Annotated in this window: 14 protein-coding genes and 1 rRNA gene; 5 read left to right on the forward strand and 10 right to left on the reverse strand. The window is 60.0% G+C overall.

All coding sequences use genetic code 11. The features are described 5' to 3' along the window. Positions 1-284: 284 nt before the first annotated feature. Positions 285-1,478 (forward strand): MFS transporter, encoded by a 1,194-nt coding sequence (locus tag QP968_RS10705; RefSeq protein ID WP_284856394.1) that lies wholly within the window; start codon positions 285-287, stop codon positions 1,476-1,478. A 2-nt stretch (positions 1,479-1,480) separates the two neighbouring features. On the opposite strand, the gene QP968_RS10710 is transcribed toward QP968_RS10705, so the two are convergent. Further along, on the reverse strand, positions 1,481-3,001 hold the full coding sequence (locus QP968_RS10710; RefSeq protein WP_284856395.1) for a TM0106 family RecB-like putative nuclease: 1,521 nt from the start codon (positions 2,999-3,001) through the stop codon (positions 1,481-1,483). Positions 3,002-3,084: 83 nt separating this feature from the next. Here QP968_RS10710 and QP968_RS10715 point away from each other — a divergent pair, with 83 nt between their 5' ends. Then, a complete protein-coding gene (locus QP968_RS10715; RefSeq protein ID WP_284856396.1) occupies positions 3,085-3,723 on the forward strand; it encodes a DUF6474 family protein in 639 nt (212 codons plus the stop codon). A 46-nt stretch (positions 3,724-3,769) separates the two neighbouring features. Here QP968_RS10715 and QP968_RS10720 read toward each other — a convergent pair whose 3' ends face one another. Together QP968_RS10720 and QP968_RS10725 are read right to left on the reverse strand one after the other, a co-directional pair. Then, a complete protein-coding gene (locus tag QP968_RS10720; RefSeq protein WP_284856397.1) occupies positions 3,770-4,408 on the reverse strand; it encodes a LuxR C-terminal-related transcriptional regulator in 639 nt (212 codons plus the stop codon). Continuing rightward, a complete protein-coding gene (locus tag QP968_RS10725; RefSeq protein WP_284856398.1) occupies positions 4,405-5,649 on the reverse strand; it encodes a sensor histidine kinase in 1,245 nt (414 codons plus the stop codon). The genes QP968_RS10720 and QP968_RS10725 overlap by 4 nt, the downstream gene beginning before the upstream one ends. Here QP968_RS10725 and QP968_RS10730 point away from each other — a divergent pair. After that, positions 5,648-6,169 (forward strand): DUF2020 domain-containing protein, encoded by a 522-nt coding sequence (locus tag QP968_RS10730; protein WP_284856399.1) that lies wholly within the window; start codon positions 5,648-5,650, stop codon positions 6,167-6,169. The two genes, QP968_RS10725 and QP968_RS10730, sit on opposite strands and share 2 nt — an antisense overlap. On the opposite strand, the gene QP968_RS10735 is transcribed toward QP968_RS10730, so the two are convergent. Both QP968_RS10735 and QP968_RS10740 read right to left on the reverse strand, forming a co-directional pair. After that, entirely contained in the window at positions 6,159-6,314 is a 156-nt protein-coding gene (locus QP968_RS10735) for a hypothetical protein (protein WP_284856400.1), read from the reverse strand. The genes QP968_RS10730 and QP968_RS10735 overlap by 11 nt on opposite strands. A gap of 5 nt (positions 6,315-6,319) precedes the next feature. Beyond that, positions 6,320-7,069, reverse strand: coding sequence for a class E sortase (locus QP968_RS10740; RefSeq protein ID WP_350309337.1), 750 nt, complete (start codon positions 7,067-7,069; stop codon positions 6,320-6,322). Between the two features lie 55 nt (positions 7,070-7,124). Between QP968_RS10740 and yidC the strand changes: the two genes are divergently transcribed. After that, positions 7,125-8,291, forward strand: a complete 1,167-nt coding sequence (yidC, locus tag QP968_RS10745; protein ID WP_284856401.1) for a membrane protein insertase YidC — start codon at positions 7,125-7,127, stop codon at positions 8,289-8,291. Here yidC and QP968_RS10750 read toward each other — a convergent pair. The 4 genes from QP968_RS10750 to QP968_RS10765 all read right to left on the reverse strand — a co-directional run bounded on the left by QP968_RS10750 (position 8,230) and on the right by QP968_RS10765 (position 10,512). After that, positions 8,230-8,868, reverse strand: coding sequence for a TetR/AcrR family transcriptional regulator (locus QP968_RS10750; protein ID WP_284856402.1), 639 nt, complete (start codon positions 8,866-8,868; stop codon positions 8,230-8,232). The two genes, yidC and QP968_RS10750, sit on opposite strands and share 62 nt — an antisense overlap. 60 nt (positions 8,869-8,928) lie before the next feature. Next, complete coding sequence (locus tag QP968_RS10755; RefSeq protein ID WP_284856403.1) at positions 8,929-9,195, reverse strand: GlsB/YeaQ/YmgE family stress response membrane protein; 267 nt, start codon at positions 9,193-9,195, stop codon at positions 8,929-8,931. A 183-nt stretch (positions 9,196-9,378) separates the two neighbouring features. Then, a complete protein-coding gene (locus QP968_RS10760) occupies positions 9,379-10,281 on the reverse strand; it encodes a universal stress protein (protein WP_284856404.1) in 903 nt (300 codons plus the stop codon). Between the two features lie 84 nt (positions 10,282-10,365). Next, the gene (locus QP968_RS10765) at positions 10,366-10,512 is read right to left on the reverse strand and encodes a hypothetical protein (RefSeq protein WP_284856405.1); all 147 of its coding nucleotides are present in this window, start codon (positions 10,510-10,512) and stop codon (positions 10,366-10,368) included. Here QP968_RS10765 and QP968_RS10770 point away from each other — a divergent pair. After that, positions 10,511-11,497: a pseudouridine synthase gene (locus QP968_RS10770; protein WP_284856406.1), complete on the forward strand. Its 987-nt coding sequence runs from the start codon at positions 10,511-10,513 to the stop codon at positions 11,495-11,497. The two genes, QP968_RS10765 and QP968_RS10770, sit on opposite strands and share 2 nt — an antisense overlap. A 194-nt stretch (positions 11,498-11,691) precedes the next feature. Here the strand turns inward: QP968_RS10770 and rrf are convergent. Continuing rightward, a 5S ribosomal RNA gene (rrf, locus tag QP968_RS10775) occupies positions 11,692-11,809 on the reverse strand. Between the last annotated feature and the right edge of the window lie 198 nt (positions 11,810-12,007).

The following is a 12,007-nucleotide window of genomic DNA, read 5'->3' on the forward strand; positions in this document are numbered from 1 at the left end:
TCAATCGGCATCCAAAAAGGCCAAATCTAACCCCACGACACGCCGGGGCCAGACACACTTTTTGACCCTTAACCCCCGCATGCCGCCACCCGCGGCACAATGAAAGGGACCGCCACTACCCAGAATGTGGCGGTCCCCTCACGTTTTCTCGGAGCTGGAGGAATCCGGGAAAGCGTAACCTGATTTTCGCAACGAGATTCGGTTCACCCGATCTCGATAGACAGTATAGGTAAGGCTGCCCTAATTAAACAAGACCTATTTGGAAATATTTTTGCGAGGTGTCCATGCGAGAGGGGATCCGGAAAGGTACCCCGGAGTACCATCGCGCATCAGTAGCCCTGCTTTTCGCAGGTCTAGCTATATTTAATGCTCTCTACGCGCCCCAGGCTCTGCTGCCAGTGTTGACGTCAGAACTCGGCATGACGGAGGGGGAAGCCGCGTGGACGATCTCCGCCACAACGGGGGGATTGGCGCTGTGCGTGGTGCCCGCGTCGATTCTGTCGGAGCGGTTTGGACGCGGACGCGTCCTTGTTATCTCCGCTCTCCTGGCCACCACGCTGGGTTTGGCGCTGCCCCTGGCGCAAACGGGCCATCAGTTCATTGTCATGCGTTTCATCCAGGGCTGCCTCATCGCCGGAACACCAGCGGTGGCCATGACGTGGATTGCAGAGGAGATTGATTCCCGCGATGCCGCCCGTGCCATGGGCCTGTACGTGGCCGGCAATTCCATCGGCGGTCTTCTGGGCCGCCTCATCCCCGCCTTCGCCCTCGAGGTAACCACCTGGCGCTGGGCCATGTTCGCCGGCGCCGCAACAGCGCTGGTTTTCAGCCTGATCATGTGGGCACTGCTCCCGGCCCAGAAGCGGTTCACCCCGAAGGCGATCAACCCGCGCAACGAGGTCTCCGCCATGTTGCGCCACCTCACCGACTGGCGCCTGGCCTGCTTGTACGGCACTGCGTTCTTGGGCATGGGCATGTTCGTGTCCGTGTACAACATGTTCGGTTTCCGCGCGGTGGAGCACTTTGGCTTGCCGCCGGCTCTCGCCGGCTTGGCGTATCTGATGTACCTGTCTGGCACGTGGTCCTCTGCGCGCGCCGGCAACTATGTTCAGCGCGCTGGCCGCGGCCGCGTGCTCGTCCTCGCCGCAGCCCTCATGTTCCTCGGCGCCACCACGCTGCTCAGCGGCAACTTGTGGGTCACGCTCACCGGCCTGTTGCTATTCACCGCAAGCTTCTTTGCCATGCACTCGGTGGCCTCCGGCTGGGTGGGGCAACTAGCCACGCGGGATCGGGCCGAGGCATCAAGCGCATACGTGTTCTTCTACTACGTCGGATCCTCCGCACTGGGAGCCCTGACCGCCCTGTTGTTCCAGCACACCGGCTGGGCTGGGTTCGTCGCAGCGATTTCGGGGCTATCGGTGGCGCTGGTGGCCATCGCCGTGTGGCTGGCACTGACGGTGAAGCGCTCAGCCCAGTGAATTCAGCCCAGTGAATTCAGCCGCGGAATCCCCGGCGCGCCCGCGCTGAGGAAGTGGCGCACCGCGGCGGTGGCGCGGCAGTCATCCTCGTTGTAGCGCAGAAGGGTCTCGCGAGCACGGGTGCTGCCGTGGCGGGCTTCACGGCGAAGGGCGACGGAACGTTCGCCGTCCATATCCTCATCGTCCCAGTTGAACCCAGCGACGGGCGCCACCACTTTGAGGCCCAAGCCCTCCGTGCCCACCAGGTGGCGGCGGACGGAGGCGAACACGTCGACCCATTCGTCGGAAGCAATGAAGGCGCGAACCTCGGCCTCGTCGATAGAAGCGAAACGACGTGCGGACGCCATGAGCCAGTGGTTTTCCCCACCCGCGGCGTAGCAGTAGGCGCGGAAGGTTTTGCCCTCTGCGTGGGCGGCGACGCGGGTGGCTTGGAGCCAGGACCAGAAGGCATAGAAGTTGGCTTCTTCGGCAGCGCTGTCAGCCCCGACATCCTCCCACGTGGCAAAAGCGCGGTAGTCAGTCCCATCGAAAGCACCCCACAGGTAGGCTCCCTGGTCGAGGTAGGCCTCCACATCCACGTCGATTTCCACGTCCGCGCGCAATTCCGCCGGCGGTGTGAAATCAGTGCGCGCCAACACCGGGATCCCCTCACGCCAGGCGCGCGCAATCTGGCTAGTCTCACCCAGTCCAGCACCAATTGCCTTTTCGACGGTCCCAATCCCCTCCTCCCGCAACTCCCTCGCCTTCTGCCCTGGGAAGACCAAGGAGATGTCATCCATCGCTTTCAGCTCCGGTTCACACAGAGCCCAGTAGCGGCAGCTCGCACACTGCTTCAGGCGTGACGGCTGCGTCGGGGTTGGTTGCGCCAGCGCAGCGCGCAGTGGTTCCACGTAGTTCGCTGGATCAACCAGGTAGGCGCGTTCACGGTCTTGGCCGATGGCGGCGGCGGTGCCGGCAGAGTGAACGCTAAGAAGCATATGCGCGAGCGCCACGCGGTAACCGTCGACTGTGTGGTGGCGTAATTTCGCGTGGGTCTCGACGGGCACACCCAGGCCGAGGCGACGCGTGGACACGAAACGCACCGTATGCGTCGGGGCGGGGCGCGCGACGCGATGATTCGACACAACCACCGGCATATACGTGCCGTCGTCCTGCCGCACGAGGATATCCACCTCTGCGAGCACCGGAACCCCATCAATCGTGCCGGTGAGGGCCCCATCAACGATCAACGTCGTGCGATTTTGGATGGCGGTGCGCGTGGCGGCCTCGCGTTCGCCAATAGGCAAGGCAGGGTCGAGATGCACCGCTGAGAACGCTTTCCTGCGCCCATCCCCGACCGCCCGGCGTTTTGGCAACAACCCGAACACGGCCGCACGCCCCGCATCAACCTGGGGCTGGCGCTCCAATGCTTCCGGTGGTGGCGGGATTGCGGGATGGTTCAAACGCTGGCGCAGACGGTACCTACAGCCCACGAGGTCGCTCGCCCGCACAAGCGTTGTCTCATCACGATCTATTCTTTCCACCGCCACCAAGCCTAACGGCACAACATGGGTAAAGTTGAAACGAAGAATCAAAAGCAAAGACACCTGGAGCAGGAGACACACCCATGGGACTGTTTGAATCCATCCGCAAAGCTCGCGCGAAAACCAAGGCGGAAATCAAGGCGGCTGAAGCAAAAGCCCGCCAACTAGCCAAGGAAGAGGCCAAGGCCGATAAGCAGACCGCCAAGCTGCTGGATCGTGCAGAAAAGCGCCTGATTAAGGAAGAAAAGAAGGGCCTGAAGCGCAAGCAGAAGCACGAAGCACAGCTGGCCAAAACTGAGCTGAAGAAGATCGAGGAATCCGGCCTGACTAAGAAGAAAGCCAAGCAGCTCGTGGGCGCCTCCCGCATCCTCATCCCCGTGCTGGTCCCGCTGGTGTATCGCGGTCTGACCGCATGGCAGGAAAACCAGGCCAACCAGCGTTCCCGCGCAGCAGGTCTGCCCACGATGCCCTCGGGAAACTTCTCCAACCAGGGCACTGAGCTCAAGGGCCGCGTTCAGGCCATCCGCCAGAAGGTGCGCAACGAAAGTGAGCTGGGCGATAAGTTCCGTGCCGATGTCATGGCACGCCTCGATGAGTTGATGGCCGCCGTGCAGAACTCTGAGCGCATGAATGACCCGCAGCGTCGCGTCGCCCAGGACACCATTGACCGGGATATCAACAAACTGACGGCAGAGATCCAGGCAAAGATCGCCGGCAAATAGGGTTTACAGGAGCCTTCAGGGCCCGCCGGGAACGCACCGAGAAGGCTTAGAGCACGCCCTGTTCGCGCGCCGACGCTACGGCGGAGGTGCGGGAACGCACTCCCAACTTGTCGTAGATGTGCACGAGGTGAGACTTCACCGTTGCTTCAGAGAGCATGAGCTGCTGCCCGATCTCACGGTTGGAGGATCCATCGGCGACGAGCTGGAGCACCTCTAGTTCGCGCGGGGTCAGGGAGGAACGCGGGGTGCGGTCGCGGGTTTGCAGGCGGTCGCGAACCATCGGGGACATCGCCTGGTCACCCTTGGCGGTGGAACGGACCGCGGCGAGCAGCTCCTCCGGAGGCGCATCCTTGAGCAGGTAGCCCACGGCACCGGCTTCGATGGCGCCGAGGATGTCCACGTCGGTGTCGTAGTTGGTCACCATGAGCACCTTGGGCGGGTTGTCCATGGTGGCGCGGATTTCGCGGGTGGCGTCCGCACCCGTCGTCAAGCGGGCACCTTGGGCGCCAGGGCCGAAGCGGAGGTCCATCAAGATCACGTCGATGCCACCAGCTTGGGCGGTGGCAATAGCTCCTTCGGCTGTGGCAACTTCGCCGACAACGATGATGTCATCGGCTTCTTCCAACACGGCGCGAAGGCCTAGGCGGACAATTTCGTGGTCATCCGCAAGCAAGACGCGAATCATGAATCCTCCTCAATCTTTCGGTTGATGGTACCACTATCCGGGATTGCAACTGACACTGCGGTCGGCCCACCGGGTTCGGATTCCACTACAAGCTCCCCGCCGAGTTCGGCTGCGCGGGTACGCATGGCATCAATACCAATATGCCCAAGGCCACTTGGACGCTGGGGAGCTGCACCAACATCAAAACCACGCCCATTATCCACCACGTCCAGACGGATCTCATCCGGGGCAAACGTGAGTGTTACCCGGGATTTCGTGGCGCCAGCATGTTTGACCACGTTGCTCATGGCGCCTTGCGCGATGCGAAGCAAACCTGCTTCAAGACGCATGGGCAACTGACGGGGTTGGCCATCCGTGGTGATTTCAAATTCCACGTCGCCGGCATAGCCAAAGGAAGCGGCAATGCGGTCGAGCGCCTCCGGAAGGGAGGTCTCTGACAGCGGGGCAGGCGTCAGCGCCGCGATCATCGCGCGAGTTTCTGCCAGGTTGTCGGAGGCAGACCGGCGCGCGACTTCGATGCGGCGCAGTGGGGCGGCCAATTCAGCGTCGGTAAGCGATGTCTTTTCCAAGTCGCGCTCAGCCGCATGCAGAAGCATCTGGATCGAAGACATGGATTGCGCCACCGTGTCGTGGATTTCGTGTGCGAGGCGCTGACGTTCCTGCACAACACCCGCTTCACGTTCCTTGAGCGCGAGAGCTTTCTGCGTGGTCACCAGCTCCTCAATGAGTTCCTCGCGTTCCGCACTCACGCGCGCAATCACGTTGAACGCGTACGTGATCAGCACCACCACCAGGGCGGACACCGCCGGGCCCATCACTCCGCCGAATGTGAGGCCGCGCGGCACCTGGAAGAGGATCGAAATGGCCAGCATGACCACCACGCCGATCACACCCACCCAGTTGCTAAACGCCCTCATATACAGGAAGAACAGGGTAAACACCCAGTACACAGCGATAGGCGTAAACATCATCGCAACAACCCACACGCCGCTCAAGCCCGCCAGCCAGAGGAAGCGGCCAGTGGGGTTGAGCTCCCGCATGTTCATCGCACCGAAGAAGTACATGAAGCTAAACACCGCGATGAGCAGCACGAGCACCGCACCCTGCTCCAAGTTCATCTGCACAATCCCACCGAGAGAGACGAGCAAGATAGCCACCGTCAGCGCCGCAATGCCCGTATCAAGGGCACGGTTGACCGGTGGTGGAGCAGACTCATTCAGGGCAGTTACCATAGACGGCATGTCGAGGAGCCTACCCGCCGTATTACTATTCGCCGCCGTCGCCTTAGCAGGGTGCACGCAAGAAAGCACTGAGCTTATCGACGTTCCCACGTCCACCCCCATCTCCCTTCCCCCCGAAGAACCCCTGAACACCACCCCGGGCCCCTGCCCGTATTTGGAGGTGGAGTTTGTAGAGCACACCAATGGGCAGCGTGTGACCGGGACTGGTACAGATGACCGCTTTGATCCCCCTGCGTGCGTGTTTTTGACCTACGGCGAGGAACCTCAGCTGGAAGTCACGGTCCACCACACTGGCTCGGTTGAAGAGGCCCGTGCCGTTGTTGACCGCGCCGCCCCAGTTGATTCCACCGACCTAGCGGATAGCCCCGCTGGCTGGTCCGGAGGCCGCTCTGGTGGCGAAGATGGCGCCCTCTACGCCGTATCCAAAGACACCGTCGCCGTGGTGGTGCGCAGCAACCAGGCTGAGTCGGTGAAGGCCCAGGCGGTGGCGGAGGAAGTGATTACCAACCTTAGCCTGTAGTGACGTCGTTGTACGGCATCATGGTGGCCACCCACGGGAACACCACTTCCATGAGCAGGAAGAACAATGCGGTGAGCACCACGAGGGTGATCAAGAGTTTCAGTGGGAATGGCCCAGGAAGGGCGTTCCACATTAAGCGGTACATGGGGGTTACCTCTTCGGGGTGATGTCGGTTTGGACGGCGTGGATAATCATGCGTTCTGCGTTGGAGAACTGCGGGTGGCACGTGGTCAGGGTGAGCACGGGCAGCAGGTCTGGTGAATCCGCCGGATCATCACGGCCCGGATGCGGCGCCACCACTCCGATGTCGGAGGGGAGGGTGATGTGCCGACCTTGAACGTCTGCGTAGTCACCATCGGCAACGCGATCAAGCACCGGACCAGACAGGCAGCCGGCTACTTCGGCGCGGCGACCAGCCCCAGCTTCCATCGGCAAGACCCGGTACGTAACCGTGCTGTCACGCGTTTCCACCACGATCTCATCGCACGCTTTTAACCGGCCCAGGTCGTTGAAAGGCGCACCTTTACCCACGCGGTGCCCAGCCAAAGCGAAATTGCCTGGCACGCCCGGCATCTGGCTGTCGGAGTAACGGCCCGGCCCCGTCAACAACGACGCATCATCAGTGCCTTCCACCACCGCGTACTGGTAATCCGCACCGAAGGTGGGGATGCGCAGCACGGCAAAGGCATCGCCTAAGGCGGGGGTGTGGTTGGTGCGGGGGTTATGCCAATCGTCGATAAGCTGCTCTTGCGCATGGGCTTGCTTGCGGCCCGCGTCGAGGTTGGTCCAGTACGCCTCATAGAACGCGAACAGCAACAACAGAACACCGAAGGTGAGCAGCACCTCGCCGATCACCTCGCGCGCGCTGACTCGGCGCGTATTCCCCGTCATAGAAGACATGACCTAACATTAACGCAGCACTGGCCACAACCAACCGAGGAGAGACGAACGCCCCATGATCGAAGCATTCGTCTACCCCGTGTCCGCGGTGATGAAGTTCTGGCACTGGCTGCTCGCCGACGTGTTCACCGTCTCCCCGGACACCGCTTGGGTGCTGTCAATCGTGCTCCTCGTGGTCACGGTGCGCGGATTTTTGGTCCCCTTCAACTGGTCCATCTTCAAATCCACGCGCGTCATGCTCATGATGCGGCCCGAACAAGCCCAGCTAGAGAAACAGTACGGCGAATCCCTCGACGCGGATGACATTGAGGCGCATGAAAAAGCCCTGAAGAAACTGAACAAGGACTACGGCTACAACCCCATGACGGGCTGTATCCCGCCACTCATTCAGATCCCCTTCATCCTGGGCCTCTACCGCCTGCTGCTGTGGATGTCCGTGCCCGAAAACGGCCGTACCGGCACCAACATTGGCCTACTCACCCCCGATGACATCGCTGGTTTCCTCCAAGCTTCCTTCCTTGGAGTCCCTCTGCCCGCCTACGTGAGCATGAGCCCCGAACAATTCGCGGCACTGGGCACCACCAGCCCCGAAGTGCGCGCGGTGGCAATGCCGATGCTCATCAGCGCCATCATCTTCACCACATTCAACACCTTCGTCTCCCAGCTACGCTCCCGCGTCCACCTGGATTGGGACGCCCACATGTCCGTCAAGGTGTACAACCTCATGTGGTGGATGCTGTTTGTCATCCCCGTCATCCTCGGCGTCGCCGGAACCACTGGACTCATCCCGATCGCCCTGCTCATGTACTGGTTCCTGGGCAATCTGTGGACACTCATCCAAACCATCATCTTGTGGTGGGCCCTGTCTGTCCGTTTCCCTCTTGAGGAGCACCACCTCGAGCACATCCGCACCACCCGCGGAGCCATCACGGATCCGCGTGCTTCACGACGCCGCCGGCTCCTCGCCGCACTCCCCCGCCCGTGGACCATCTTCGGTGTCCGTCGCGACATTAAACAGGAAAAGAAATCCGAGAAACTCGCGCGCAAGGAAGAGAAAACGCACAAGAAGTCTTTGGCGAAGCAAAAGCGCAAGGTGCAATCCGAAAAGCGCCGGGCGCAACGCCAAAAAAGACGGGAAGAAGCAAAGGAAGACGCGGAGTCTAAATCGAATAATCCGGCGGCGGAACCGACAACTTCTGACGAGCCAGATCCTTCGCCGTAATCAACGGCCCCTGGTCCCGGCTGATTCGTGCACCCGTCATCCCACCATCAAGGAAGATGAGAAGTTCACTCGCCTGATCAGCAGAGGGATAGCCGTTCTTCTTATTCAGCAGCTCTGTCATCGTGCTGTGCATCCACTCGCGGTGCGCCACACACGTGGCCACGATCTCCCGCTCCGAATCTGTCTCCGGTCGGGGATACTCCGCAGCAGCGTTAATGAAAGGGGACCCGCGGAAATCCTTTTCCGGTTCCTCCTCAATAGCCATGTCAAAAAAAGCCAGGATTTTTGAATCCGCATCAATCATCGTGGCGGTTTTCTCCCGCCAGCGGGCCCGATACTGCTCATCCAGTTGCTCCAGATAAGCAATAACCAAGTTGTCCTTCGAGCCCAGCAGGGAGTAAAGCGAAGCTTTGGCTACATCAGCTTCGCGCAAAATCCGGTCAATACCAATGACACGGATGCCTTCCTCCGTGAACAGTTTCGTCGCCGCATCCAAAAGCCGTTGCCGTGGGCTCGGCCTGTTGCGACGACGCGTGGTTGTCTTCTTCTTCGAAGTGGGGGCACTGTCCTGGGTCACGCCCCTCAATATAGACAAACCGGTACGTTCATTCAACGGGGAGGCGAAAAATGCCGGACTTTAGTTACGCTTGCCCGAAACTTTGTTCAGAATCCACAGCACAATAACTGCACCGAAGATACAGGTCAGGAAACTGAAGAACCAGCCCTTGCTCTGAACATCAACGAAGGCGGAAAGAATCCAACCGCCCAATAGACCACCAACAACACCAGCAGCAATATTGGCGATGATGCCCATCGACTCATCCCGGTTCATAATCATCGAAGCAATCCAGCCAGCGATGCCACCGAGAACAATCCAACCAATGAAACCCATAGAAATAGTCATTATTAGTACTCCTTACATACCCAATACTATTTTTGCTCCGTTGTGAAACGACTTTGGAATAAATGTTCCAAAACGGACTGACTACCCCAGTGTCCCACAAATAAGCAACCGTGGGCAACGGATTGCCCACGGTTGTATAACGTTTCGGCTTTTTCAGCCAGTTAAGCGCTTATTCGCTCGCCCTTACTGCGGCAGGATCTCCGGGCGGACCACCATCATCGGACACGGTGCTGCCTGCAGCAACGCGCGAGACGTGGAGCCAAGCAACATACCCTTGAAGCCGCCACGACCGTGAGAACCAGTGATCAGCAGCTGAGCCTTCTCCGCCTGGTCCACCAGGGCACGAACCGGACGATCACGCGTGATCACCTTGGTCACCTTCACATCGGGGTACTTCTCCAGCAGGGGCGCAAGAGCAGCATCGAGCTTCTGCTCACGCTCCTCCTCGAAGCGCTTCCACTGATTGTCCCCCAGGATGGCTCCGGAGACAGAATCATGCATCTGGTTCTCCAGGTAGGTGTGTACAGCCACGAGCTCTGCGCCACGTGCCTGTGCCTCCTCGAAAGCAACCTCGGTTGCTTTGGCAGAAACCTCAGAACCATCAACACCAACAACAACGGGGCCGTATTTAGTCTCATCGGTCACCGCATTGTCCTCACGCACCACCACAACCGGGCAAGACGCGTGAGACACCACCGCAGCAGACACAGAGCCCAGAACCATGCCGGACAAGCCACCAAGGCCACGGGAACCCATAACAATCATGGTGGACTGCTTCGACATATCCAGCAGCATGTCAATCGGGGAACCCTCAACCACGGTGTGGCCGATCTCCACATCAGGAGCAACCTCGAGCGCTAGCTTCTTAGCTTCCTCGATTTTGTGGAGGCACTCCCTCTGCAAATCATCAAAAAGCTCCTGCGGCGGCACCATGCCTTCCGCATACAGGAACTGCGGCATGGTGTAGGACGACGCCAAACGCAGCGGCACCCCACGCTTATTCGCAGTGTTGGCCGCCCAACGGACGGCGTTATTCGACGGATCCCCGCCATCAACAGCGACGACGACGGCTTTTTGCTGGGTCATGAGCGTGCCTTTCCGCTACGGCTTGATGTGCTTAAGCACCGGACACCACCCATTGTAGCGCCGGCTACGACATCCGTTTTCTCGCTAGTTAGGAATCTCCACTGGATGCGCCCCTGGCGCATTAGCCGGGAACAAAATGGTGTACAGATTCCACAAGAAATCCGCAATAATCTTGCCAATACCGTCACTGAAGAACTGGGAAAGCTGGGCAACAATCGCATCAAGGTTCATGTGGAATAAATTAGTACATGTGAAGGACATACGGAAGCAGAACAAGTACCCACCTTTGCCGCCCCGCCATGGCCTCGGCGCAACACGCGCCCGCGTTCCGGACGGTGACCCCATCAATGCCTGGGATTTCATCTGGCACCTCGTGTCCACCCAACGGCACCGCCACCCCGATGACAACGAGAATGCCGTCAGCGAACGCTTCACGTCCGGCGAAGTAGTTGACGCGGATGGCACCCCCATTGATCCCTCCGAGGAACTACAACCTGGCATCGACGTCTTCTTCTACCGGCGCCCCGCGCCAGAGACCCGCGTGCCATATTCCATCCGCACGGTCTATGAGGACAGTGGAATCCTCGTCGTTCACAAGCCACCATTTTTAGCGACGATGCCCCGCGCCTCCCACATCACCGAAAACGTCACCGTTCGCCTCCGGCGCGCGACCGGCAACGAAGAGCTGACACCGGCGCACCGCTTGGACCGCATGACCTCTGGTCTTCTACTCCTGACAAAACGCGCTTCCCTCCGTGGCGCCTACCAGGAACTCTTCGCACGCCGCGAAGTGGACAAACTCTACGAGGCAATTGCCGACGACAAGGGCCTCACCCCCACCACCTGGGAACACCACATTGAAAAGAACGAAGGCGAGCTCGCTTCCCGCATCATCCCCGAAGCCGAGCCCAACGCGTTGACCTACCTCAACTCAGTCGAACCCATCCCAGGGCACCCCGGCTCCGCACGATACCTACTGCAACCGGTAACCGGTCGCACACACCAACTCCGGGTGCAGATGAACGCCGCCGGTGTTCCCATCCACGGCGACGGCGTGTACCCCGAACTTTTACCTGCCGCCGGTGAAGACTTCGGCAAACCCATGATGCTCACCGCTGTCGCACTCGCCTTCCGCGACCCAGTGACCAAGCTCCCCCGCTGCTTCACGACGTCCGGCTACTCCCACCTCCCCCTCCCCGAACCCCTGTTCCGTTAAACACGTCGCTTCCCCACCCCGGCGTGCGGGTTGGTTTGACGATCGTGTTTTCTCCGCACTGTTTCCCCAGGACAACACGGCGCCGTCGACGCGATAGTCAAACAGTGTGTGGGTACAATAAAGAAACGCGGCGCCCTGGCCACGTGGTGTGGGGGTGCCGCGTTGGGTTATGTAGTTGTTTATTTGTGTTTTTAGGTCGGCGGTAACTTACTCTCCCACACCCTCCCGGGTGCAGTACCATCAGCGCGGGTGGGCTTAGCTTCCGGGTTCGGAATGGGACCGGGCGTTTCCCCACCGCTATCAACCACCGACACATCTTTGGGTGTGTCATGGTGACCAGCATGTGTGGTCGGTATGTAATTAGATGTTTTGTGACACGGATGTGTGGTGTGTCAGATACTGCATAGTGGACGCGAGCGGCATGTACACGTATGTGTGTGTTGGCCGATTGTTGTTTGTTGTTTGGTGTATTAGTACCAGTCACCTTCGCACTTTACGGTGCTTCCAGAT

This window comes from Corynebacterium sp. MSK041, from assembly GCF_030232265.1.
In the GTDB taxonomy this organism is placed as follows: domain Bacteria; phylum Actinomycetota; class Actinomycetes; order Mycobacteriales; family Mycobacteriaceae; genus Corynebacterium.

Coding starts and splice junctions, on each gene's coding strand:
- QP968_RS10735 (WP_284856400.1), bottom strand. CDS start 6,314: ATGTACCGCTTAATGTGGAACGCCCTTCCTGGGCCATTCCCACTGAAA.
- yidC (WP_284856401.1), top strand. CDS start 7,125: ATGATCGAAGCATTCGTCTACCCCGTGTCCGCGGTGATGAAGTTCTGG.
- QP968_RS10715 (WP_284856396.1), top strand. CDS start 3,085: ATGGGACTGTTTGAATCCATCCGCAAAGCTCGCGCGAAAACCAAGGCG.
- QP968_RS10730 (WP_284856399.1), top strand. CDS start 5,648: ATGTCGAGGAGCCTACCCGCCGTATTACTATTCGCCGCCGTCGCCTTA.
- QP968_RS10770 (WP_284856406.1), top strand. CDS start 10,511: ATGTGGAATAAATTAGTACATGTGAAGGACATACGGAAGCAGAACAAG.
- QP968_RS10740 (WP_350309337.1), bottom strand. CDS start 7,069: ATGTCTTCTATGACGGGGAATACGCGCCGAGTCAGCGCGCGCGAGGTG.
- QP968_RS10705 (WP_284856394.1), top strand. CDS start 285: ATGCGAGAGGGGATCCGGAAAGGTACCCCGGAGTACCATCGCGCATCA.
- QP968_RS10760 (WP_284856404.1), bottom strand. CDS start 10,281: ATGACCCAGCAAAAAGCCGTCGTCGTCGCTGTTGATGGCGGGGATCCG.
- QP968_RS10765 (WP_284856405.1), bottom strand. CDS start 10,512: ATGAACCTTGATGCGATTGTTGCCCAGCTTTCCCAGTTCTTCAGTGAC.
- QP968_RS10755 (WP_284856403.1), bottom strand. CDS start 9,195: ATGACTATTTCTATGGGTTTCATTGGTTGGATTGTTCTCGGTGGCATC.
- QP968_RS10725 (WP_284856398.1), bottom strand. CDS start 5,649: ATGCCGTCTATGGTAACTGCCCTGAATGAGTCTGCTCCACCACCGGTC.
- QP968_RS10720 (WP_284856397.1), bottom strand. CDS start 4,408: ATGATTCGCGTCTTGCTTGCGGATGACCACGAAATTGTCCGCCTAGGC.